This window comes from Parvibaculum sp. MBR-TMA-1.3b-4.2 (assembly GCF_053628815.1).
In genome coordinates, this window is record NZ_JBRJHC010000001.1 from 646,172 (window position 1) to 669,295 (window position 23,124).

Genomic DNA, 23,124 nt, shown 5'->3' on the forward strand with positions numbered 1-23,124 from the left:
GTTACTCCGCGAAGCCCCTGGCCATCACGCCCTTGTCGAGCAGCGCAGTCACGACCCCGCCATCATGTCCGGGCACGATCGCAACCTCCGGCGCCGCGTCGGCAAGGTCTGCCAGCGCCTTCAGCTCACTGAAAACCAGACCACGGTTCTCCTTCAGCATGAATTTGGTCACCAGCCGGGCGCGCTCGCGCATCACCTCGATGTTCTTGTAGTGCCAGGCGACATCGCCGATCAGCAGCACTTCCTTGCCGTCCGCAGTCTGGACATAGACCATCTGGCTGCCCGGCGTATGGCCCGGCGATTTGATCAGGACGATGCCCGGCGCAATGGCGTCGTAATGGGCATAGTCGAGCCCTTCATATCCATCGAGCGCCCCGTCGGGGAACTTCGCCGGCACGCTGCGCTCGGGGTGGGCGACCTGCTCCGCCGTCAGTTTGGTCTGCGGCAGGATCGCCGGCAGATCGGGATATGCCGTCAGCCCGCCAATATGGTCCATATGCTCATGGGTAATGAGGATCAGCGAGGCATCGCCCATCGCCTGCTCCATCCGGGCATAGGCTTCAGGGTCGAAGGAGGCCAGATTGTCGCCGCCCATCTCCTTTTCGAGCGCCGTGTCCACGATCACCGTGTGGCCGTCCGGATAGGCGATCTGGTAGGTGAATACCGGCAAGGATACGGTCTTCCAGCCGTCGCCCGCCACCACGGCGGTTGCCGGAAAGGCGAAGGCCGCGACCTCTTCGACACGGATTTCGGCCGGCTTGTCGCCGGGCCGTTCACTGGCCAGCTTGCGCAGATCGTCGATATCGAGAGCGAAATCGGCCACTTTCTCGGGCGCGGCGCCATCCACGATCAGCCACCAATAGACCCCGCTGCCAATCGCCAGCAGCACCGCCACGACGCCGAGCGTCACCTTCACCCATGTGGACATGATCCCCTCCCCTCCATTTTTCCTTCGCAGAAGATGGAGCGCGCTACGGCGAATGGCAATCGGGGAAATCTACATATCGGGACGACGAAAAATGTATGGCCGGGAACCATATGGCCGGGCGGGCCTCAGGCCTTCTTTTCCCATTTCCCGGCATCGCTCTGCTGCCAGTAGGTCGTGTCGTGACCCGCGTCTTTCAGCGTCTTCCAGTGGTTCCGGGCCGCGGCGACGGCATCCGCATCGCGGCCGTCGAACATCAGGACGCAGCGCTCGTAGCCGGTCACCTCACCGGGCGCCGCCCCGTCCACCAGAAAGAGCACATTCGCCCCGTTGGGGTTTTCGGCTTCCGTCGTCAGCAGGATCGGTTCCAGCTCCGGCGGCCCGTCCTCAAGCGTGCCATGCGGCAGGAAGCTCTCGTCGCGATAGGTCCAAAGCGTGTTGTTGAGCGCGTCCAGCCGCTCCTTGCTTCCTGCACGCACGATGGCCCGCCAGCCGCGTTGCAGCGAGCGTTCCAGGAGGTCGGGCAGAACGCGCTCAAGCGGCGCGTTCTGCAGATGATAGAAAAGCACCTCGGTCATGCCGTTCTCCGGTGCGGGCAATTACGCCTCGTAATTATCCGCCACCAGACGATTGAGCAGCCGCACGCCCCAGCCGGCGCCCCAGCTATGGTTGGTCGGCGTCTGCGGCGAGGCCATGGCCGTGCCGGCGATGTCGAGATGCGCCCATGTCACCTTGTTCACGAAACGCTCGAGGAACTGCGCCGCGGTAATCGAGCCCGCATCCCGTCCGCCGACATTCTTCATGTCCGCGAATTTGGAATTGATGAGCTTGTCATAGGCCGGCCCCATGGGAAGCCGCCAGACCTTCTCGCCCTCGGCCATGCCGGCATCGCCAAGCTGGCGCGACAGACGGTCGTCATTGGAAAAGAGGCCCGCATGCTCCTTGCCGAGCGCGACCATGATCGCGCCGGTCAGCGTCGCCAGGTCGATCATGAATTTCGGTTTGAAGCGGTTCTGCGTGTACCAGAGCGCATCGGCCAGCACGAGGCGGCCTTCCGCATCGGTGTTGATGACCTCGATGGTCTGGCCCGACATGGAGGTCACGATGTCGCCGGGGCGCTGCGCCTTGCCGTCGGGCATGTTTTCCACGAGGCCGATCACGCCGACCACATTCGCCTTGGTCTTGCGGGCCGCGAGCGCATGCATGAGGCCGGTCACGCAGGCTGCGCCGCCCATATCGCCTTTCATGTCTTCCATGCCTGCCGGCGGCTTCAACGAGATGCCGCCGGTGTCGAAGCAGACGCCCTTGCCGACGAAAGCGACCGGCTTGTCGTTCGCCTTGCCGCCTTCCCAGCGCATGACGACGAGCTTGCTCTCATGCTGGCTGCCCATCCCCACGCCGAGGAGCGCGCCCATGCCGAGCTTCTGCATCTGCGCTTCGCTGAGAACCTCCACCTTCACGCCGAGCTTGGAAAGAGCGCGGGCGCGCTTGGCGAATTCCCCCGGGTGCAGAATATTGGCGGGTTCGTTCACGAGATCGCGGGCAAGGCACACCCCTTCGGCCACCTTGGAAAGCGGCGAATAGGCCCGGCGCGCGGCGGCGGCCCCGCTGGACATGATGGAGAGCGTCTTCAACTCCTTCTTCGGGTCCTTGTGGTTGCCACCCTTGGCGGTCTTGTATTTGTCGAACTTGTAGGCCCTGAGCGCCGCGCCCAAGGCGACATGCGCCGCTGCGTCGGCCGCCGTGATGCGGGCGGAGGATATGCCGTCCACCACGACCGCCCCGGCGGTCTCCTTGTCCCTTTCGAGCCGTCCGACAATGATGCCGCCCGCCTTTTCCAGCACCGCCTTGCTGAGATCGCCCGTCTTGCCCACACCGACGAGAAGAACCCGGCTGGCGCTCAGCCCCTTGGGCGCGAGGATCTCGATCACGCTTTCCGCCTTGCCGGTAAATCCGGCGGCCTTCATGGCCCGCTTCAGGGCGCCATCGGCCTTTTTGTCGATGTCGGCGGCCACGCCCCGCGGCGTCGCGGCCTCGGTCACGAGGACGGCGAGCGCACCCGATTTGGTCAGCGATATGTCAGCGAAGGAAATATTCATCAAACAAGCCTTTCTCCGGACACCGGCGCCCTTGCGCCCGTTCCGCATTCTGGTTGGCCTCCCGGGCAGGCCTGAGAAGGCGGCCTTTGGGGGTCGGGCGGTCCGGAGGCGGCCCCGCCGCCTTTTCCCGCCCGTCGAATTGGGATAACCATGCTATCTAACCCGGCGGCACAGGATAGACAAACCTGACCGCTCCGAACAATTTTCCCATTGCGCCGTCCGACGGATTCGATGCTGCAATCGCTCACACGGTACATCTTCTGGCAATCGGCGGTGCCCTTCGCGATCGTCACATTCGTGCTGACCGGAATCATCTGGCTGACCCAGGCGCTCCGAATGCTGGACGTACTGATCTCGCAGGGTCAGAGCATTTTCTCCTATTTCGACCTGACGGTTCTCGCGCTCCCCAGCACGCTGGCCATCGTCCTGCCCATCTCGCTGCTTTGCGCCGTGCTTTACGCGCTGCACAAGCTCATCAGCGACAGCGAGGTTGTGGTGATGTTCTCCGCCGGCATGAGCATGTGGCGGGTGGCGGTTCCCGTCCTCGCAGTGGCGGGCGCGGTTTCGGTCGTGGTACTGGCCCTCAACATCTATATCGCCCCGGCGGGCCTTCGCGAGCTGAAGAGCCGGCTTTATGAAATCCGCGGCGATGTCGTCTCGACCATGCTGCGCGAGGGCACCTTCACCAATCCGACCGAGGGCCTCACGGTCTATGTCCGCGAGAGGTCGAGCGACGGCACGGTGCACGGCATTCTGGTGCAGGACAGCCGCAACAAGCTGAAGCCGACCACCTATCTTGCCGAGACCGGCAGTCTGGTGAAGAGCCCCGCCGGGCCCCGCCTCGTCATGTTCAACGGCAATATCCAGCGCGTCGACCGGACCGCCGACGGCGAAAGCGGGCCCGTCACCCTGCTCTATTTCGACAAATACACCTACGACCTGTCGTCCTACATCCAGCAGGAGCCGGAATATTACAACGAGGCCCGCGAGCGCTATTTCAGCGAGCTCGTGAACCCGGCGCCCGACGACGCCTATGCCAAACAATTCCGGACCCAGCTTCTGGCGGATGCGAATGACCGCCTCTCGAACGCCCTTTATCCGCTGCTTTTCGCGCTGGTGGCGCTGGCCGCGCTGCTGCCCGCCCCGTTCAGCCGCCGGGGCTACGGCATGCGCATCGCCATGGCGGCGAGCATTGCACTGTTCTTCCGCGTTCTGGCCTTCGGCATTGTGAGTTCGGCTGCCACCGCGCCCGCCGCGATCCCGCTCATGTACATCATTCCGCTCCTGGTATGCGCCATGGCCGGGGCGGTGCTGTCGGGTGTTCCGCTCGAGGCGAAAGCCTTCGCCGGGCTCAACGCGATCCGCGCCATGATCCGCCATCCGCGGTCCGGGAGACGTGCCTGATGAATTTCTCCTGGACGCTTTCGACCTATTTCGCGAAGCGCTTTCTCACCACGGCGCTGTTCACCTTCGGCCTGTTCCTGCTCATCATCTATATGATCGACCTCGTGGAGCTGATGCGCCGGGGGGCGGAGCATGACGACATTTCCTTCGCCTTTCTGGCTGGAATGGCCCTTCTGGATCTGCCGCGCGTCGGCAATGCAACGATGCCCTTCGCGGTACTGTTCGGCGCCATGGCCTGCTTTCTGAGATTGAGCCGCAGCAACGAACTCGTCATTGCGCGGGCCTCGGGCATCTCCGTCTGGCAGTTTCTCGCGCCCGCCATCTTCGTGGCCTTCACGCTGGGGGTGATCGTCATCACGATCTACAACCCGATATCGGCCACCATGGCGTCGCGATTCGATCAGCTCGACGCGACGCATCTGAAAGGCCGGTCGAGCTTCATGGCCGTGTCGGACAACGGGCTTTGGCTGCGTCAGGCGGACCAGAAGGGCCAGGCCGTGATTCACGCCACCAAGATCGGCGATGCCGGGCTGACGCTCGATCAGGTGATCTTCATTCTTTATGGCCTGAATGACGAGTTTACCGGCCGCATCGACGCCAAAAAGGCCGTCTTGCGCGACGGCTACTGGGCGCTGTCCGACCTCTGGATCGCCCGCCCCAACCAGTCGCCGGTGCATCTGGACAGCTTCCAGCAGCCGACATCGCTGACCCGCGAGCAGGTGCAGGAAAGCTTTGCGAATCCCAACACGATTTCGTTCTGGGACCTGCCCCGCTTCATCGAGACCGCGGAAGCCGCCGGCTTTACGGCCAGGCGCTACAAGCTCCATTTCTACGAAATTCTGGCGACGCCCCTGCTGCTATGCACCATGGTGCTGGTGGGATCGGCCTTCTCGTTGCGCATGAACCGCTTCGGCGGCATGGCCCAATTGGTGATGGGCGGCATATTTTCCGGATTTATCGTCTATTTTCTCTCCGACCTCTCGCTCGCGCTCGGCCTATCGGGCATATTGCCTCTCTTCCTTGCGGCGTGGGCGCCATCGCTTATGGTCCTGTTTTTGGGGCTTGCAGTACTGTTCCACCTTGAGGACGGTTAGAGACCAGACGAATCGCGGGGGATTTCCATATCCCCCGGCCGCGCATGAATGAGGGGCATCAGGGGGCTGAAGCAGCACGTGACACGGGGTGGAACGAACAAAATCCGGCACGAGTTGGGTGCTGCGATTCTCCTGCCGGCGACGCTGCTGGCGGGCCTGGCATTCGGCACTGTCCCGGCCTCGGCCCAGGACGCGCGACCGCAATCCGAAATCGTCAAGAACGAGCGCTTCCCGGACTCCGGCGAAGTGCTCATGCTTGCCGACGAACTCGATTATGACCGCAACGCACAGATCGTGACGGCGCGAGGGAATGTCGAACTTGCTTACGGCAAGCGTGTCCTGATTGCAGACAAGGTCGTCTATGACGAAAAGGCGGACGTCGTGACCGCCGACGGCAATGTGGCTCTTCTCGATCCCGGCGGGGATGTCGCCTTTGCCGACCATCTCGTCCTGCGCAACAAGATGAAGGACGGTGTCGTCACCACCTTGCGCATCCTGATGGCGAACAACGCAAAGCTCGCGGGCAATGACGTCGTCCGCAAGGACGCCAACATCACGACCCTCCACAAAGGTGTCTACAGCCCTTGCGACGTCTGTGCGGAAAAAGGCGAAACGGAACCTCTCTGGCAGATCAAGGCCTTCCGCGTCACGCACAACAAGGAAGAACAGCGGATCGTCTATGAGGATGCGCGCATGGAACTCTTCGGGGTTCCGATCCTCTATACGCCCTATTTCTCGATGGCCGATCCGTCGGTGAAGCGCAAATCCGGCTTCCTCTCGCCGAGCTTTGCCAATTCCAACGATCTCGGGCAGCAGGTTGAGACGCCCTATTTCTGGGCCATCGCGCCCGACAAGGATTTCACCTTCTCGCCGCGTTTCACGACCCGGCAGGGCATCATCTACAAAGGCACCTATCGTGAGCTGTTTTCCAATGGCCGGATGACGCTCAACGGCACGGGAACCTGGCCCAGGGACAAGACGCTGGGCACCCCCGGCGACAAGAATTTCCGCGGCAGCTTTTTCGGCAATGGCAGTTTCCGCCTGAACGACCACTGGAGCTGGAGCTTCCGCAGCGAGCTGACGACGGACGAAACCTATCTGCGCAAATACGACCTTTCCGGTGCGACCGACCTCGTCAACAACCTGTCGGTCGATTACGCGAATGGCCGCAACTGGTTTTCCTCCGACCTCTATGCCTTTCGCGGCCTGCTCGCATCCGACAATTACGACACGACGCCCTGGATCGCACCGCATATGAAGGGAAGCTACACCCTTCCTTCGAAGGTACTGGGCGGCATGGTCTCCTTTTCCGGCGATGCGCTGATACTGGGCCGGAACGACGGTCCGAACATGCGCCGCCTTTCCACCCGGATGGACTGGAACCTGAGACGGACGACCGTGGGCGGTCTGGTCTACCGGCTGTTCGCCAATCTGCGCGGCGATTTGTATTCCGTCGAAAACGTCAAGGACCCGTCCAACCCGGCCGTGACCTTCTCCGACACGACGCTGTTCCGCGGCCTGCCGACGATGGGCACCGAGGTCAGCTATCCGCTGGTACGCAACAGCGGCGGTCTGCGCGAAGTGCTGGAGCCGATCCTGCAGCTCATCTATTCGCCGGATATCGGCAATACGGTGGAGCTGCCCAATGAAGATTCGCTCAGCTTCGAGTTCGACGACACCAATCTCTTTTCGGAAAACAGGTTCCCCGGCCTCGACCGCTGGGAAACCGGCACGCGCCTGAATGCCGGTATGCGCTATTCGCTCTTCTGGGGCCCGCAGGGCCGCGCCAGCGCGCTGATCGGGCAAAGTTTCCGCCTGAACGAAAACCAGAGCTTTTCGTCCGCGAGCGGGCTTCGGAACGAACTTTCCGATGTGGTCGGACGGATCATGGTATCGCCCTCGTCGAACTGGCTGATCGTCCATCGCTTCCGGGTCGGCAGCGAAAGTTTCAAACTGCGCCGCAACGAAGTGAACGCCTATGGCCGCTACGGCCCGGTGAGCGCCCAGCTCGGATATGCCTATTTCGCGGCCGACCAGTTCAGCACCTTCACCCCGCGAGAAGAAATCGTGCTTGGCTCGGTCGTGCGGCTCGATGACTACTGGCGCCTGTTCGGGCAGACCCGCCGCGACCTTTCCAAGCATCGCGCGGTCAACAACAGCGTCGGGGTGGGATATTCGGACGAGTGCCTCGATATCTCGCTGGGATATTACCAATCCTTCACGCGGGACCGCGACATCGAGCCGGAGAATTCCTTCATACTGCGTCTGACGCTCAAGACGCTCGGGAGCACCGACGGGTGAGCATGAGCAGGCGCAAATCGAGCCGGACCAGATTTTCATGACGGTGCCACATCAAGATACGGTATCGCCAACCCACTGAAACCGGACAGTTTTTTCCGATTACCGGCCAGGTTGATCGGACACTCAATTCCAGTATTCTGTGCCCGGGTTTCTGGGCCGACCATCGGACGACACGTCCGCCGTGAGAAAGCAGCCATGACGAAAGAGATTGCCGTTCGCGAGACACCTGCCTTTCGGCGGGGCGTTGCCATGCCGTTTTTCGCAAAGATTTTCGGGCTGGCCTGTCTCGTCATTCTGACGGGCGGTCTTCCTCGCGCCGCATCGGCCGCGGAGGGCGCGGCAAGTGGAGCCTCGAACGGCTCTCTGAGCCAGGGTATCGCTGCGGTCGTGAACGACGAAATAATTTCCAGCTACGACCTCAACCAGCGTATCAAACTTGTGTTCGCCAGTTCGGGCATTCCCGACACTCAGGAGAACCGCGACCGCATCCGCCCGCAGGTCCTCCGAAACCTGATCGATGAAAGGCTGAAGGAGCAGGAAGCCAAGCGGCTGAAGATCGAGGTGACCCAGGACGATGTCGACAGGGCATTCAAACGGATCGCCACCCGCTCGAACATGACGGTCGATCAGATTGGCGAGTTCCTGAAGAAAAACGGCGTCAACAAGAGCACGCTGACGCAGCAGCTGCGCACCGACATTGCCTGGAACAAACTTGTGGGCCAGCAGTTCGGCTCGCTGGTTTCGGTCAGCGACGGCGAAGTGCAGGAAGTGCTTCAGCGGCTGCGCGATGAATCGGACAGCCCGAGCTACGATGTCAGTGAAATCCTCCTGACCTTCGACAATCCCGCGCAGGAAGCCGAGATTCGAAACGGCGCCGAGAAGCTCATCGAGCAGATCCGCAAGGGAGCGCCTTTCCAGGCCGTGGCCCGCCAGTTCAGCCAGTCGGCCTCCGCGGCCAGTGGCGGCGATATCGGCTGGGTCCGCGCAAGCCAGCTCCCCGCGCCTGTCGCCGAAGTCGTCAAGAACATGCCGAGCGGCACGGTTTCCGATCCGATCCGTACCCGGAACGGCTACTACATCGTGCAGCTTCGCGCGATGCGCCGCGGCTCCGGCGCCGATCCGCTGAACGACCAGTATGTGCTGATGCGCGTGCTGCTGCCGCTCACTCCGGATGCCGCGCCGCGCTTCGTGGCGCAGCGTGCGCGGGAAGCGGAATCCTTCCGCGCCAGCGTCAAGAGCTGCGACGAGGCCTCCAGGAAGATCAACTCCTACGTCGGCGGCAAGGCCGACAGGCCGCGCACGGTGCTGGCCGGACAGCTCGAGCCGCGCATGCGCAAGGCGATCTCCGGTCTCAAGACCGGCGATGTGAGCCAGCCGGTCCGCTCCAATGCCGGCGTGGAAATGCTGGTCGTCTGCGGGTACAAGCCGGATGAAGGCGGTCTGCCCACGGCGGAGCAGATCGACGACAACCTCTACGAACAGCAGCTTTCCATGATGGCGCGGCGTCACCTGCGCGATCTGCGGCGCGATGCCGTCGTGGTCAAGCGGTAAGATGCATGAGCGCATCCAGCGGCAGCGCGGACAACGGGCCCGTCCCTGACGAAACGCCGCCGCTTGCCCTGACCATCGGAGAGCCGGCAGGCATCGGGCCTGAAATCTCTCTCAAGGCCTGGGCGCATCGCGAGCGGGAGGCGCTTCCTCCCTTCTTCGCCATCGGCGATGCGTCCTGTTATCGCGAAACGGCAAGCCTTCTCGGCGCCGACATTCCGGTCGAACAAATTTCGCGGCCGGGCGATGCCTCGTCCGTTTTCAAGCATGCCTTCCCCGTGCTCGATCTGCCGCTCGCCGTTGCCGCCCGGCCCGGCAAGCTCGCGCCGGAGAATGCCGCCGCCGTCATCGACGCCATCGATCTTGCCTGCGACCTTGCGCTCAAGGGCGAGGCGTCCGGCATCGTGACCAGCCCCATCCACAAGCGCGTGCTTTACGAGGCCGGGTTCAAACTGCCCGGCCATACGGAATATCTCGCCGAGCGGGCCGGCGGCACACCGGTCATGATGCTCTCCTGCCCGGGCCTGCGCGTTGCGCTCGTCACCATCCATATGCCGATCAAGGCCGTTGCGGCGCATCTGTCGACCTCGGCCATCGTGGAGACGGGCACAACGCTGGCGCATGCGCTGCGCACCGATTTCGGGATCGACGCCCCGCGCCTCGCCGTGGCCGCGCTCAATCCTCATGGCGGCGAGGAAGGCCATCTCGGGCGCGAAGAGATCGAGATCATCGCACCCGCCATTCCCTTCATCCGCGACACCGGCGTGGAGGTGACGGGACCGCTTCCCGCCGACACGCTTTTCCATGAACGCGCGCGCGAAAGCTATGATGCGGTTTTGTGCATGTATCACGACCAGGCTCTGATCCCGCTCAAGACCATCGACTTCGAGCGCGGCGTCAACACCACGCTCGGCCTTTCCATCGTGCGCACCTCGCCCGACCATGGCACCGCGCTCGACATTGCCGGGAAGGGCCTCGCCCATCCGGGCAGCCTCATCGAAGCGATCCGGCAGGCGGGCGAAATCGCCTGGAACCGCAGGCAGACAGCAGCGGGAGCACACGCATGAGCGATGCCTCACCGCCTGAGCTTCCATCCGTTCGCGAAATAATGGAGCGCCACGGGCTCAGTCCGCAGAAATCGCTGGGACAGAACTTCCTGCTCGACCTCAACCTCACCCGGCGGATCGCACGGGCCTCCGGATCGCTTACGGGACGTCAGGTTCTCGAAGTCGGTCCCGGACCGGGCGGCCTCACCCGATCGCTACTTGAAGAGGGGGCGGAGCGCGTCATCGCGATCGAGACGGACCATCGCTGTGTCCCGGCGCTGGAGGAGCTTTCGGCCGCCTATCCCGGCCGGTTGCAGATCGTCGAGGGCGATGCGCTCAAGGCGGATATGCGTGCGCTTGTGGGCGGACGCACGCGGATCATCGCCAATCTCCCCTACAATGTGGGCACGCCCCTCCTCGTCAAATGGCTCCAGACCGAGCCCTGGCCGCCCTGGTACGAAACCATGACGCTGATGTTCCAGAAGGAAGTCGCCCAGCGCATCGTGGCGCCGCCCGGATCCCGCGCCTATGGACGGCTCGGCGTGCTCGCGCAATGGCGGACCCATGCCCGCATTCTTTTCGATGTGGACCGGCGCGCCTTCACGCCGCCGCCTTCCGTCACCTCATCGGTGGTGGAACTCATTCCGCGTCCCAAGCCGCTTGCGCCAGCCGATCCGAAAGTTCTGGAAAAAGTCGTCGCCGCCGCGTTCGGGCAGCGCCGCAAAATGCTGCGCGCCGCGCTGAAAACCATTGTGCGCGAGCCCGTCGCGCTCCTCGAGGCGGCGCATATCGACCCGACCACGCGCGCGGAGCAGCTCAGCGTGGAACAATTCTGCCAGCTTGCCGAAACCCTGCGTCTGCAGGCGTTTTAGCGGGCCGCCCATGTTGTGAGTGGGCCTTCGCCGTGCAAAAGTAGCGCGCAAAACAACCAGCCAGCTCAGTCGGGAGGCCATCATGAAAGCCGAAGCCATAGTCGAATACGGAGCGCCGCTCCAGGAAGTCACCATGGACACGCCGGAGCCGAAAGGCAGCGAAGTCCTCGTGAAAGTGAGCCATTGCGGCGTCTGCCATTCCGACGTCCATCTGCATGACGGCTATTTCGACATGGGCGGCGGCAACAAGCTCGATGTGAGCGGCGGGCGCAAGCTGCCTTTCACGCTCGGCCATGAGATCGAAGGCGAAGTCGTTGCCGTGGGCCCGGACGCGGAAGGCGTGAAGGTCGGCGACCAGCGCGTCGTCTTCCCCTGGATCGGCTGCGGCGCCTGCCCTACCTGCAACCGCGGCGACGAGCATCTGTGCAACCGGCCGCGCGCGCTCGGCATCACGGTCGCTGGCGGCTATGCCACGCATTGCATCGTGCCGCATCCGCGCTACCTGCTCGACTATGAAGGCGTGAAGGAAGGCCTTGCCGCGACCTATATGTGCTCCGGCCTCACCGCCTATAGCGCGATGAAGAAGCTCGGCGATCTCACCGACGAAGAGCGCGTGCTGGTGGTCGGTCTCGGCGGCGTGGGCATGATGGGCCTGCAATTCGCCAAGGCCATGTTCCCGGCCGCGCCGCTCGCCGCCGATGTGGACGAGAACAAGCTCCAGTCCGCCAAGGGCTCGGGCGCGCATGAGATCTACAACCCGAAGGACGAAGACGCGCTGAAGAAGCTGCTCGCCGATACCGATGGCGGTGTCCCGGCGGCGGTCGATTTCGTCGGCTCCGAAGCCTCGCTGAAATTCGCGCAGGGCGCCGTCCGCAAAGGCGGCAAGGTGATCGTGGTCGGCCTTTTCGGCGGCGGTTTCTCCATGCCGATCCCCATGTTCCCGATGCGCGCCATCTCCATCGGCGGCTCCTATGTGGGCTCGCTGTCGGAAACGCATGAGATGATGGATCTGGTGAAGGCCGGCAAGATCGATCCGATCCCGGTCGCCGAGCGGCCGCTTTCGGAGGCCTCCAAATCGCTGGACGATCTGCGCGAAGGCCATGTGATGGGCCGCGTGGTACTGAAGCCCTGACGGCGACAAAGGGCATTTGACCCAGGTCAAACGAGCACCCGGTAAGCCCATAAAAAAATTATGGGTTCTGTTTGATCTCGATCAATGAGTTAACCCGGTCCCGGGACAAGCATGGCGTCCTCTCGTAACAGGAGGACGCCATGACTTTTTCCAGGCTTGCAGGTGCCGGTTTCTGCGCACTCACCCTCGCATTGGGCCTCGCCCTTTCCGCGCCCGCGGCCCGGGCGCAGGACGACACGAGCACATCCCCCCGGCCGGGCTACGGCATGATGAGAGGCGGCGGTCAGGGCCCCGGACAAGGCATGGGCCCCGGCATGATGGGGCAAGGCATGATGGGTTCCGGCATGGCCGGACAGGGCTATGGCCGCGGCATGATGGGCGGCGGTGGCATGGGCGGTTGCGGTATGATGGGCAACAGCGCATCGGGCGACTACGACACCTATCTCGATGGCCGCACCGCCTTCCTCAAGGCCGAACTCAAGATCACCGAAGATGAGGAACCGGCCTGGAACGAGTATGCGGACGCCATGCGCACGAATTCCCAGACCATGGTCTCCATGCGCGGCACCATGATGCAGATGTTCCGCAACAGCGGACAGAACCGCTCGGTGGTCGACCTGCTCAATTTCCGGATCGAGGCCATGAAGGCCCGGCTGGAAACGCTTCAGGAACTCAAGCCCGCCACCGAAAAACTCTATAACGCGCTTTCCGACGAGCAGAAGAAGAAGGCCGACGAGATCCTGCCTGTCATGGGCTGCATGTAAGTAGGCTCAGAGCGCTTCGCGGATCTGCTTCACGAAGTTGGACAGCCCCGTCAGGCGGCTCAGGCGAAGGCGTTCGGCCTGCAGGATTGACTGCAACTCGCCGAACGCCTTTTCCGGATCGTCATTGACGATGATGTATTCATATTCGGAATAATGGCTGATCTCGTCCGACGCCTTCTCCATGCGCCGGGCGATCACTTCCTTGCTGTCCTGCGCCCGCGAGTGCAGCCGCCGTTCCAGCTCCTGTGCGGATGGCGGAAGCACGAAGACCCTCACCAGATCGCCCTTGGCGCTCTCGCTGAGCTGCTGCGTGCCCTGCCAGTCGATATCGAAGAGCACGTCGCGGCCCTCGCTCAGCGCCTCTTCCACGGGGGCGCGCGGCGTGCCGTAATAATTGTCGAAGACCTTGGCGCTCTCCAGGAGGTCGCCCTTGTTGCGCATGATGCCGAAGTCTTCCGTGGACAGAAAATAATAGTCCTTGCCGTCCACCTCGCCGGGGCGCGGGGCGCGCGTCGTGGCGGAGACGGACATGGTTATATTGCCGTCGCTTTCGAGCAGACGGCGCGACAGCGTCGTCTTGCCCGCGCCGGAAGGCGATGACAGCACCAGCATCAACCCCCGCCTCTTGATGTCGATCCCGCTCATGCGCTCGTCCCCCGTCACTCGATATTCTGGATCTGCTCGCGGAGCTGATCGATCACGGCTTTCAGGTCGAGCCCGATCCGCGTCAGGCTTACATCCGCCGCCTTGGAACACAGCGTATTCGCCTCGCGATTGAATTCCTGCGTCAGGAAGTCGAGGCGGCGTCCTTTCGGATCCTTGCCGGTGAGCAGCTCCCTCGCCTGTTCCACATGGGCGGTCAGCCGGTCGAGCTCTTCGCGGATATCGGCCTTGGTCGCAAGCAGGGCCGCCTCATGCGCAAGGCGGTCTTCGGCAATGCCGCTATTGCCGTCGAGCAGTTCATGGATTTGCGCGGCCAGCCGGTCGCGAATGGCGTGCGGGCTCGCTGCGGGCGCGGCGGCGGCGTCCTTCGTCAGCCGTTCGATCTCGTCGATCTGGGCGGAGACAAGCGCCTCGAGCTTCAGCCCCTCTTCCGAGCGTGCCATGGCGAGAGCGGAGGCCGCCTCCTCGAAGGATTTCACCAGCGCCGCCTCCAGCGCCGCTTTTTCTTCCGGGTCGGTTTCCGAGGCATCGCCGGTTTCCAGCACGCCCCGGAGCGCCAGAATGCCTTCCGGGCGGGGCGGTTGCGTCTCGCAGATGCCCTGCACTTCCTTGAGCGCGTCGACGACCACGGCCAGCGCCTCGCGATTGAGCCGCAGCGGCGCGGGCGTCGCGCTCTGGTCTATCGAGAGCGATGCCTGACAATTGCCGCGCTTGATATGCTTGCCCAGCGCCTCGCGCAGGCGCGCCTCCAGCCCGTCGATACCGGGCGGCAGGCGGAACCGGCAGTCGAACGACTTGCCGTTCACGCTGCGCAGTTCCCAGTGCCAGCGCATGTCGCCCAGCGCACCGTCTGCGCGGGCAAAGCCTGTCATGGAGTTGAGCGACATCTGGGCCTCCGGGAATCGTGTCGGTCGGGGCCGCATCATAGCAGGCCCGACAATCGGTATGGGATCGCGAGGGCTAGTTGCCCTGTTTTCGGCGGCGCTCGCGCTCCACCTTGCGCCATTTGGCGACATTGCGGCGGTGCTGCGCCAGCGTGTCGGAGAAGACATGTCCTCCGGTGCCGTCCGCCACGAAATAGAGATGCCTGGTCTCAGGCGGATCCAGCACCGCGCGCAGCGACGCCTCCCCCGGATTGCAGATCGGCGTCGGCGGCAATCCGTCGATCACATAGGTATTGTAAGGCGTGGCCTTGGCGATCTCGCTGCGCCGAAGCGGACGGCCCAGCGGCCCCTTGCCGCCCACCAGCCCATAGATAATGGTCGGGTCGGACTGGAGGCGCATCGGCATTTTCAGCCGGTTCGTGAAGACGGAGGCAACCAGCGGGCGCTCTTCCGGCAGTCCCGTTTCCTTCTCCACGATGGAGGCGAGGATGACGGCCTCTTCCTTGGTTTTGACCGGCAGGTCTTTCGCCCGGCCCGCCCAGAGCTTGTCGATGAGCTTGTCATGCGCCTCGCGCATCCGCGCGACGATCTCGGCACGGGTGGTGCCCCGGGTGAAGCTGTAGGTTTCCGGCAGCAGCGAGCCTTCGGGCGGCGTCTCGGGCAGTTTGCCCTTCAGCACCGGGTCCTTCGCCACAATCGCCATGATCTGCTCGCTGGTCAGCCCTTCCGGCAGCGTGATCCGGTGCTGTATCGACTTGCCTGCCCGCAGAATGCCGACGATAGAGGCCATGCTGGCCTGGGCGGGAATTTCATACTCCCCGGCCTTCAGCGCGGCGTCCGCGCCCTCGAGCCTGACACCGAGGCGGAAGATCATCTCGTCGGAAATGGCTCCAGCGCCCTCCAGACGACCCGCGATATCGCGCACGCCGATACCTTTGGGCAGCATCACCACGACCGGCTTTTCCGCCGGGCCCGGGGCTTCGTATTTCCATTTTCCATAGAGGAAAAAGCCGCCGGCCAGCAGCGCAACGAAGAGAGGCAGTCCGATCAGGTGCCAGAGAACGAGTTTCATGAAGAAGCCGCGCGACGATGTCTGCGCGGCTTCCTTTGTCTCGTTCACTTCCGGCTTGTCGGTCGGCTCGCTCAATCAGTCACCTTCTTCATGACGAGAGAGGCATTGGTGCCGCCAAAGCCGAAGGAATTGGACAGGGCGTAGTTCACTTCCTTGTCCACGGCCTTTTTGGGCACGAGGTCGATTTCCGTTTCCACTGCCGGATTGTCGAGGTTCAGCGTCGGCGGCAGCTTGCTGTCGCGCATGGCCAGCAGGCAGAAGATCGCTTCCACCGCGCCCGCCGCGCCCAGCAGATGGCCGATGGACGATTTGGTGGACGACATCGACACCTTGCTCACCGCATTGCCGAGCAGGCGCGAGACGGCGCCAAGCTCAATCGTGTCGGCCATGGTCGAAGTGCCGTGTGCGTTCACATAGTCGAGGTCGGAAGCGGTGATGCCGGCGCGCTTCAGCGCGGCCTGCATGGAGCGGAAGCCGCCATTGCCGTCTTCCGGTGGGGCGGTGATGTGATAGGCGTCGCCCGAGAGGCCATAGCCGACCACTTCGCCGTAAATCTTTGCGCCGCGCGCCTTGGCGTGTTCGTACTCTTCGAGCACCACCACGCCTGCGCCCTCGCCCATCACGAAGCCGTCGCGATCGGTGTCATAGGGGCGCGATGCCTTCGTCGGGTCGTCGTTGAAACCCGTGGACAGCGCACGGCAGGCGGCAAAGCCTGCAATGCCCATCCGGTTGATCGCCGATTCCGCGCCGCCCGCGACCATCACGTCGGCATCGTCCAGCGCGATGAGACGCGCCGCGTCGCCAATGGCGTGCGCCCCTGTCGAACAGGCGGTGACGACAGCGTGGTTCGGTCCCTTCAGCCCATGCTGAATGGAGACGTAGCCCGAAGCGAGATTGATAAGTCGTCCGGTGATGAAGAACGGGCTCACGCGGCGCGGGCCCTTTTCTTTCAGCGTGATCGCCGTTTCGGCGATGCCTTCCAGGCCGCCGATGCCCGAACCGATCATCGTGCCCGTGCGGCACTGATCTTCCTCGGTTTCCGGCTTCCAGTCCGCATCCTGAAGCGCCTGCGTGGCGGCGGAGACGGCATAGACGATGAATTCGTCGACGCGCTTGGCTTCCTTGGGGTTCATCCAGTCATCCGGATTGAACGCCCCCTCGCCTTCGCGCGGTACCGGCATGGCAATCTTGCAGGGAAGGTCGGAGACATCGAACTTGTCGATTTTCCGAGCGGCGGACTCGCCGTTGAGAATCCGTTTCCAGGTCGTCTCGGCGCCGCAGCCAAGCGGCGAGACCATGCCCACACCAGTAACGACGACACGTCTCATACGCTTCGAGCTCCCTTGCGCGACTTCGTTCCCACCCGGCTTGTTTCTTCAACAAGGTTCGGACGGGAGGGAAGTCTTCATAATTCGCGGGGCCGGCCAGGCGTCATTCGTCGCCGGCCGGCCGCCACGAGAGGACTTTACGACTGGTTCGATTTAACGAACTCGATCGCATCCTTGACGGTCAGGATCTTCTCGGCGGCATCGTCCGGAATCTCCACGCCGAATTCTTCTTCAAACGCCATAACCAGTTCGACGTTGTCGAGGCTGTCTGCGCCCAGGTCGTCGATGAAGCTGGCGTTCTCGGTGACCTTGTCGGCATCGACACCAAGGTGTTCGACGACGATCTTCTTCAGGCGTTCCGCGATATCTTCACTCATTCTCAAGTCCTCAGATCGTTGTTTTGACCGGCCCCGGTCCCTGGCGGTTATACCCGCTTCGGACCCCGAGGATTGCTCGCGATCGAATTCGGCAGAAAATCGTCCCCCTTCTGGCCCAGAAAAGGGCCTGGCCGCAAGCCAAATCGACGGCCTAGGTATCACATATTTCCGCCATGTACCAGCAAGGGGTATTGCCGGTTACGCTAGGTTACACCCCTGAATTGCAACAGTTTTTCGGAGAACGGGATCTCCGGCTTCAGATCATGGCCATGCCGCCGTTCACATGAAGGGTCTGACCCGTCACGTAAGCGGCTTCGTCGCTGGCGAGATAGACCGCGGCGGACGCGATCTCCTTGGCGTCGCCGAGACGAGCGGCGGGAATCGTCGCAAGAATTCGCGCCTTCTGGTCTTCGTTCAGCGCATCCGTCATGGCGGAGCCGATGAAGCCGGGCGCAATGCAGTTGGCGGTGATGTTACGGCTTGCGACTTCCTGCGCAATCGATTTGGTCATGCCGATCATGCCCGCCTTGGAGGCTGCGTAATTCGCCTGACCGGGATTGCCCGTCACACCCACCACCGAAGTGATGCCGATGATGCGGCCCCAGCGGCGCTTCATCATGCCGCGCATGACGCCGCGCGACAGGCGGAAGGCGGCCGTGAGGTTCACCCGCAGAACTTCTTCCCACTCTTCATCCTTCATGCGCATGAAGATGTTGTCGCGGGTGAGGCCTGCATTGTTGATGAGAATGTCCATGCCGCCCATGGCTTCTTCCGCCTGCTTGGGCAGCGCGTCCACGGCCTCGCCGTCGGAAAGATTGCAGGGCAGCACATGGGTGCGCTCGCCAAGCTCGGAAGCCAGTCCATCGAGCGCTTCCTTGCGCGTGCCGGACAGCGCCACGGTCGCGCCCTGCGCATGCAGCGCCCGGGCAATCTCGGACCCGATGCCGCCGGAGGCGCCGGTCACGAGCGCGCTTTTACCGGTGAGGTCGAACATTCTCTCCCCTTTCGTCTCTTTCCCTGTGTGGGCGTACTTGTCTGGATGAATATGGGCGCTCAGAGCATCTTCAAAAAGGCCTCGACATCGGCGGGCGTACCGACGGCAGCCGTTCCGGCTTCCTTCGCGATACGTTTTGCCATGCCGGTCAATACCTTACCGGCGCCGACTTCCACGAGCTGCGTCACGCCCTGATCCACCATATAAAGAACGCTTTCGCGCCAGCGGACCATGCCCGTCACCTGCTCAACCAGCAGGTTGCGGATGGTCTCGGCATCGGCGACGCGCGAGGCGGTGACATTGGCGACCAGCGGCACGGCGGGCGCCTGCATGGACACCTCGGCGAGCGCCGCTTTCATTTCGTCGGCAGCGGGCTGCATCAGCGCGCAATGGAAAGGCGCGCTGACCGGCAGCAGCATGGCGCGCTTGGCGCCCTTGGTCTTGGCGATCTCGGCGGCGCGCTCGACGGCGGCCTTGGCGCCGGAGATCACGACCTGTCCCGGCGCATTGTCGTTCGCGGCTTGGCAGACATCGCCCTGCGCCGCTTCTTCGGCAACTTCCTTTGCCACATCGAAGTCGAGGCCAAGCATGGCGGCCATCGCCCCCTCGCCCACCGGCACGGCGCGCTGCATGGCCCTGCCGCGCAGCTTCAACAAGCGCGCGGTATCGGCAATCGTGAAAGCCCCGGCGGCGGCCAGCGCGGAATATTCGCCCAGCGAATGGCCGGCGACGAAAGAGGCCTTGTCGGCCAGCGCGAAGCCGCCTTCGGCTTCCAGCGTCTTCATGGCCGCCAGGCTCACTGCCATCAGGGCAGGCTGTGCATTTTCGGTGAGGGTGAGTTCGTCCTCGGGGCCTTCCCACATCAGCTTGGTGAGGTTCTGGCCCAGCGCATCGTTCACTTGCTCGAAGACTTCGCGGGCGGGCGCGAATGTCTCGGCCAGCTCCTTGCCCATGCCGACCGCCTGGGACCCTTGCCCCGGAAAGGTGAATGCGCGCGTCATCCCTGCTCCCGTCTTTATATCTGTTTTCCGTCCCGCCTGACCGGCCGGTTTCTGCGCGATGGCGGCGCCCGAAACGGCGCACCCCCCGCGAAGCGCCAAGAGATACCGGCAAAGAGACCCAAGTCAAGCAGCGCGCGGCAATTCCCGGCACGCGCGTACAGGCACGCGCGGATTGGACCGGAAGCGGCGATCGTGAGAAACTGCGTTCGTACTCTTTCGGATGTCCGTTGCCCGCAAGGAGTTCTTCAAGATGAGCGATACCGACATCAAGCCCCGCCCCGGGACGAAACCCCGGACCCAGCGGCCGAAGCTCCACAAGGTCATTCTGGTCAATGACGACTTCACGCCGCGCGAATTCGTGGTGAAGGTTCTGATGGGCGAGTTTCGCATCGCCGAGGCGCAGGCCCATAAGGTGATGATAACCGCTCATCGGAAGGGCTCCTGCGTGGTTTCGGTCTATCCGCAGGATGTGGCGGAAACCAAGGCGGCACGGGCGATCGAAGCCGGCCAGCAGAAGGGCTATCCCCTGCTTTTCACGACCGAGCCCGAGGAATAGGGCCATCGGCGCGAAAGCCCTTGCGTTGAAACGTCTTTTTTGTATATTCCGCGCTTCCGAAGGCCCTGGTTGGAGGCTGAACGGCGCACCGGCGGATTTCCGCCGGCAGGACTGAAGCAGGTCCGGGCTCCGGTGTCTCCGCTTCTTTGGTGGTCCTTTCGAGCCTTTCTCCGCTGTTTGCGGCGTTTATCCAGGGCTCAAAGGGGGCTTTGCGCCGGGGCCGGATACATATGAGGAAGGCTCTATGGCTCTCTACGAGCATATTTTCATTGCGCGGCAGGACGTGTCGCAGCAGCAGGTCGAGCAGATGCTCGAACAGTACACCAACGTCATCAAGGAAAATGGCGGATCGGTCGGCAAGACCGAGTATTGGGGCCTGCGCAACCTCGCCTACAAGGTGAAGAAGAACCGCAAGGGTCACTACACGCTCATGAACATCGACGCCCCGCATGACGCGGTCGCGGAGATGGAGCGTCAGATGGGCCTCAGCGACGATGTGATCCGCTTCATGACGATCCGCGTCGAGGAACATGAAACCGAACCCTCCGCGGTGATGCAGAACCGTGGCGGACGCGATCGCGACGACCGCCGTGGCGACCGCGGCCCGCGCCGTGACGACCGTGGCCCGCGCCGTGACGACGGTCCTCGCCGCGACGATGGCCCTCGCCGTGAAGAACGCAACGCCAATTCCGAAGGGGGTAATGCCTGATGAGCAGTGCACCGCAACGCCGGCCTTTCTTCCGCCGCCGCAAAACCTGCCCGTTCTCCGGCGCCAACGCCCCGAAGATCGACTACAAGGACACCAAGCTCCTGCAGCGTTATGTGTCCGAGCGCGGCAAGATCGTGCCGAGCCGTATCACCGCCGTATCGGCCAAGAAGCAGCGTGAACTCGCCCGTGCCATCAAGCGCGCGCGTTTCCTCGCCCTTCTGCCCTACGTGATTTCCTAATCCCGGCTGAAGGAGACGCCAACATGCAAGTCGTACTTCTGGAACGGGTGGAAAAACTCGGTCAGATGGGTGACGTCGTCAAAGTGAAAGACGGCTTCGCCCGCAATTTCCTGCTCCCGCGCGGCAAGGCGCTGCGCGCGACCAAGGACAACCTCAAGCGTTTCGAAGAGCAGCGTGCCCAGCTCGAGGCTCGCAACCTGGAGCTTCGCAAGGAAGCCGAACAGGTCTTCGAAAAGGTCAATGGCGAGAAGTTCATCGTCATCCGTCAGGCCGGCGACACCGGCATTCTGTACGGCTCGGTCAGCACCCGCGACATCTCCGATGCGATGACGGTCGGCGGGTTCTCGACGCACCGCAATCAGGTGCAGCTCGACAAGCCGATCAAGAATCTCGGCCTGCACGACGTTCGCGTCGTCCTCCACCCTGAAGTGGTCGCCACCGTCAGCGTGAATGTGGCCCGTTCGGAAGAAGAAGCCGAACGCCAGGCACGCGGCGAAGACGTCACCCAGACGCAGGACGATGACGACGACATCGAGGCCGCGGAGTTCTTCGAAGACGAAGAACTGGCTCCGGACGAGGATGGCTCGGAAGAAGCCGAGGCCGATGCCGAGGCTGCTTCCGAAGAGGAAACGCCGGCCGGCTGATCTTCGGCAAGGCATTGAAAATCAAGGCGCTCCGGCATTGTCCGGGGCGCCTTTTTCTTTGGATAGTTGTCGCGCGATTGGACGAGTTACGAAGCTTTTTAGAACCACTCTTGCAAACAGCCGCCAATTCTTTTTTCATAGTTGGGCAAACGACCGGTTCACCACTCGATTGAGGGGGTACCATGCTTCTTCAGATGCTTCTCAGGATGGTCGTCAAGAAAGGTTCGCTGAACCTTATCGATGCCAACGGCAAGGCGACGACCATAGGGAACAGCGAAGGTCAGACTGTTACCGTCCGTCTTCATGACGCGAAGGCCGGACGCGAGATCGCCCTCAACCCCTATCTGAAACTGGGCGAAGCCTATATGGACGGCAGGCTCACGGTAGACCGGCCGCATACCATCTACGACCTCATCGACATGCTGACGAGCAGCCTTGGCCATGACTATGCCGGGCCCGTCTTCCGCATGCAGGCCCATCTCCGTCGGCTGAAACGGCGCATCGACCAGCACAATCCGGTCGGCAAGGCGCAGAAGAACGTCGCCCATCACTACGACCTCGACGGCGGCATCTACGATCTGTTTCTGGACGAGGACAAGCAGTATTCCTGCGCCTATTTCGCCCGTCCGGACATGACGCTGGAAGAAGCACAGCTCGCCAAGAAGCGGCATATCGCGGCCAAGCTCAGGATCGAGCCGGGTATGCGCGTTCTCGATATTGGCTGCGGCTGGGGCGGCATGGCGCTCACGCTGGCGGAAGAATGCGGCGCGGAGGTGGTCGGCGTCACCCTCTCCAAGGAGCAGCATGCGGTCGCCACGCAGCGCGCCAAGGATCGCGGTCTTCAGGACCGGGTGGATATCCGCCTTCAGGACTATCGCGAGCTTACCGAGCAGTTCGACCGCATCGTGTCGGTCGGCATGTTCGAGCACGTGGGCATCGGCCACTACCCCGAATATTTCAACGCCATCCGCGAGTTGCTGAAGGATGACGGCGTAGCGCTCGTCCACACCATCGGCCGCCTCGACCCGCCCGGTGCCACCAATGCGTGGATCGCCAAATATATCTTCCCCGGCGGCTATATTCCCGCGCTCAGCGAAATGTCCGCGGCGGTGGAAAATGCCGGCATCTTCATGACCGACATCGAGGTGCTGAGGCTCCACTATGCCGAGACGCTGCGCGAATGGCGCAGGCGCTTCATGGCCCATTGGGACGAGGCCAAGGGCATCTATGACGAACGCTTCTGCCGGATGTGGGAGTTCTATCTCGTCGGCTCGGAAACCTCGTTCCGCAATGAGGGCATGGTCAATTTCCAGATGCAGATCACCAAGAAGATCGACGCCCTGCCGATGACGCGCAACTACATGATCGACGATGAGCAAAAGCTCGGCGCGTCCCAGGCGATGGAACAAAGGCTGGCGGGAGACTGACAACCCGATTGCACCCGCCATCGACAAGGGGCGTCGCGCCGGAAA

The 23,124-nt window shown here is 63.0% G+C and carries 23 protein-coding genes; 13 read left to right on the forward strand and 10 right to left on the reverse strand.

The genetic code is table 11. The annotated features are described in order from the left end of the window. Position 1: 1 nt before the first annotated feature. The 3 genes from ACSSVQ_RS03335 to ACSSVQ_RS03345 all read right to left on the reverse strand — a co-directional run bounded on the left by ACSSVQ_RS03335 (position 2) and on the right by ACSSVQ_RS03345 (position 3,024). Positions 2–928 carry an MBL fold metallo-hydrolase gene (locus ACSSVQ_RS03335; protein ID WP_454180824.1) on the reverse strand — a complete coding sequence of 309 codons (927 nt, stop codon included), beginning with the start codon at positions 926–928 and terminating at the stop codon, positions 2–4. A 125-nt stretch (positions 929–1,053) separates the two neighbouring features. Continuing rightward, positions 1,054–1,503 carry a DNA polymerase III subunit chi gene (locus tag ACSSVQ_RS03340; protein ID WP_339613811.1) on the reverse strand — a complete coding sequence of 150 codons (450 nt, stop codon included), beginning with the start codon at positions 1,501–1,503 and terminating at the stop codon, positions 1,054–1,056. A gap of 21 nt (positions 1,504–1,524) precedes the next feature. Next, positions 1,525–3,024, reverse strand: a complete 1,500-nt coding sequence (locus ACSSVQ_RS03345) for a leucyl aminopeptidase (protein WP_339613812.1) — start codon at positions 3,022–3,024, stop codon at positions 1,525–1,527. A gap of 231 nt (positions 3,025–3,255) precedes the next feature. Here ACSSVQ_RS03345 and lptF point away from each other — a divergent pair, with 231 nt between their 5' ends. The 8 genes from lptF to ACSSVQ_RS03385 all read left to right on the forward strand — a co-directional run bounded on the left by lptF (position 3,256) and on the right by ACSSVQ_RS03385 (position 13,185). Then, on the forward strand, positions 3,256–4,428 hold the full coding sequence (lptF, locus tag ACSSVQ_RS03350; RefSeq protein WP_454180825.1) for an LPS export ABC transporter permease LptF: 1,173 nt from the start codon (positions 3,256–3,258) through the stop codon (positions 4,426–4,428). Next, the gene (gene lptG / locus ACSSVQ_RS03355; RefSeq protein ID WP_293323887.1) at positions 4,428–5,522 is read left to right on the forward strand and encodes an LPS export ABC transporter permease LptG; all 1,095 of its coding nucleotides are present in this window, start codon (positions 4,428–4,430) and stop codon (positions 5,520–5,522) included. The genes lptF and lptG overlap by 1 nt, the downstream gene beginning before the upstream one ends. Before the next feature lie 78 nt (positions 5,523–5,600). Next, positions 5,601–7,823 (forward strand): LPS-assembly protein LptD, encoded by a 2,223-nt coding sequence (locus ACSSVQ_RS03360; protein ID WP_454180826.1) that lies wholly within the window; start codon positions 5,601–5,603, stop codon positions 7,821–7,823. A 195-nt stretch (positions 7,824–8,018) separates the two neighbouring features. Beyond that, positions 8,019–9,374 carry a peptidylprolyl isomerase gene (locus tag ACSSVQ_RS03365; RefSeq protein WP_454180827.1) on the forward strand — a complete coding sequence of 452 codons (1,356 nt, stop codon included), beginning with the start codon at positions 8,019–8,021 and terminating at the stop codon, positions 9,372–9,374. A gap of 5 nt (positions 9,375–9,379) precedes the next feature. After that, on the forward strand, positions 9,380–10,438 hold the full coding sequence (pdxA, locus tag ACSSVQ_RS03370) for a 4-hydroxythreonine-4-phosphate dehydrogenase PdxA (protein ID WP_454180828.1): 1,059 nt from the start codon (positions 9,380–9,382) through the stop codon (positions 10,436–10,438). Then, positions 10,435–11,289, forward strand: a complete 855-nt coding sequence (gene rsmA, locus ACSSVQ_RS03375) for a 16S rRNA (adenine(1518)-N(6)/adenine(1519)-N(6))-dimethyltransferase RsmA (protein WP_454180829.1) — start codon at positions 10,435–10,437, stop codon at positions 11,287–11,289. Before pdxA ends, rsmA begins: the two co-directional genes overlap by 4 nt. An 82-nt stretch (positions 11,290–11,371) precedes the next feature. Next, positions 11,372–12,421, forward strand: coding sequence for an alcohol dehydrogenase (locus tag ACSSVQ_RS03380; protein WP_454180830.1), 1,050 nt, complete (start codon positions 11,372–11,374; stop codon positions 12,419–12,421). 140 nt (positions 12,422–12,561) lie between these two features. Then, on the forward strand, positions 12,562–13,185 hold the full coding sequence (locus tag ACSSVQ_RS03385) for a Spy/CpxP family protein refolding chaperone (RefSeq protein WP_454180831.1): 624 nt from the start codon (positions 12,562–12,564) through the stop codon (positions 13,183–13,185). Between the two features lie 6 nt (positions 13,186–13,191). Here ACSSVQ_RS03385 and gmk read toward each other — a convergent pair whose 3' ends face one another. The 7 genes from gmk to fabD all read right to left on the reverse strand — a co-directional run bounded on the left by gmk (position 13,192) and on the right by fabD (position 19,504). Further along, positions 13,192–13,830, reverse strand: coding sequence for a guanylate kinase (gene gmk / locus ACSSVQ_RS03390; protein ID WP_293323869.1), 639 nt, complete (start codon positions 13,828–13,830; stop codon positions 13,192–13,194). Between the two features lie 14 nt (positions 13,831–13,844). Beyond that, complete coding sequence (locus ACSSVQ_RS03395) at positions 13,845–14,735, reverse strand: YicC/YloC family endoribonuclease (protein WP_454180832.1); 891 nt, start codon at positions 14,733–14,735, stop codon at positions 13,845–13,847. A gap of 73 nt (positions 14,736–14,808) precedes the next feature. After that, complete coding sequence (gene mltG / locus ACSSVQ_RS03400) at positions 14,809–15,879, reverse strand: endolytic transglycosylase MltG (protein WP_454180833.1); 1,071 nt, start codon at positions 15,877–15,879, stop codon at positions 14,809–14,811. After that, complete coding sequence (gene fabF, locus ACSSVQ_RS03405) at positions 15,876–17,132, reverse strand: beta-ketoacyl-ACP synthase II (RefSeq protein WP_454180834.1); 1,257 nt, start codon at positions 17,130–17,132, stop codon at positions 15,876–15,878. Before fabF ends, mltG begins: the two co-directional genes overlap by 4 nt. Before the next feature lie 137 nt (positions 17,133–17,269). Continuing rightward, positions 17,270–17,509, reverse strand: coding sequence for an acyl carrier protein (locus ACSSVQ_RS03410; protein WP_167095541.1), 240 nt, complete (start codon positions 17,507–17,509; stop codon positions 17,270–17,272). 256 nt (positions 17,510–17,765) lie between these two features. Continuing rightward, positions 17,766–18,503, reverse strand: a complete 738-nt coding sequence (gene fabG / locus ACSSVQ_RS03415) for a 3-oxoacyl-[acyl-carrier-protein] reductase (protein WP_454180835.1) — start codon at positions 18,501–18,503, stop codon at positions 17,766–17,768. A 59-nt stretch (positions 18,504–18,562) separates the two neighbouring features. Then, a complete protein-coding gene (gene fabD / locus ACSSVQ_RS03420) occupies positions 18,563–19,504 on the reverse strand; it encodes an ACP S-malonyltransferase (RefSeq protein ID WP_454180836.1) in 942 nt (313 codons plus the stop codon). 250 nt (positions 19,505–19,754) lie between these two features. Here fabD and clpS point away from each other — a divergent pair, with 250 nt between their 5' ends. The 5 genes from clpS to ACSSVQ_RS03445 all read left to right on the forward strand — a co-directional run bounded on the left by clpS (position 19,755) and on the right by ACSSVQ_RS03445 (position 23,079). After that, entirely contained in the window at positions 19,755–20,060 is a 306-nt protein-coding gene (gene clpS / locus ACSSVQ_RS03425) for an ATP-dependent Clp protease adapter ClpS (protein ID WP_454180837.1), read from the forward strand. Between the two features lie 244 nt (positions 20,061–20,304). Next, positions 20,305–20,769, forward strand: a complete 465-nt coding sequence (rpsF, locus tag ACSSVQ_RS03430) for a 30S ribosomal protein S6 (RefSeq protein WP_454180838.1) — start codon at positions 20,305–20,307, stop codon at positions 20,767–20,769. Continuing rightward, complete coding sequence (rpsR, locus tag ACSSVQ_RS03435; RefSeq protein WP_167095546.1) at positions 20,769–21,008, forward strand: 30S ribosomal protein S18; 240 nt, start codon at positions 20,769–20,771, stop codon at positions 21,006–21,008. The genes rpsF and rpsR overlap by 1 nt, the downstream gene beginning before the upstream one ends. A 23-nt stretch (positions 21,009–21,031) precedes the next feature. After that, the gene (rplI, locus tag ACSSVQ_RS03440; RefSeq protein WP_454180839.1) at positions 21,032–21,652 is read left to right on the forward strand and encodes a 50S ribosomal protein L9; all 621 of its coding nucleotides are present in this window, start codon (positions 21,032–21,034) and stop codon (positions 21,650–21,652) included. Positions 21,653–21,834: 182 nt separating this feature from the next. After that, on the forward strand, positions 21,835–23,079 hold the full coding sequence (locus tag ACSSVQ_RS03445) for a class I SAM-dependent methyltransferase (RefSeq protein WP_454180840.1): 1,245 nt from the start codon (positions 21,835–21,837) through the stop codon (positions 23,077–23,079). Positions 23,080–23,124 lie beyond the last annotated feature (45 nt).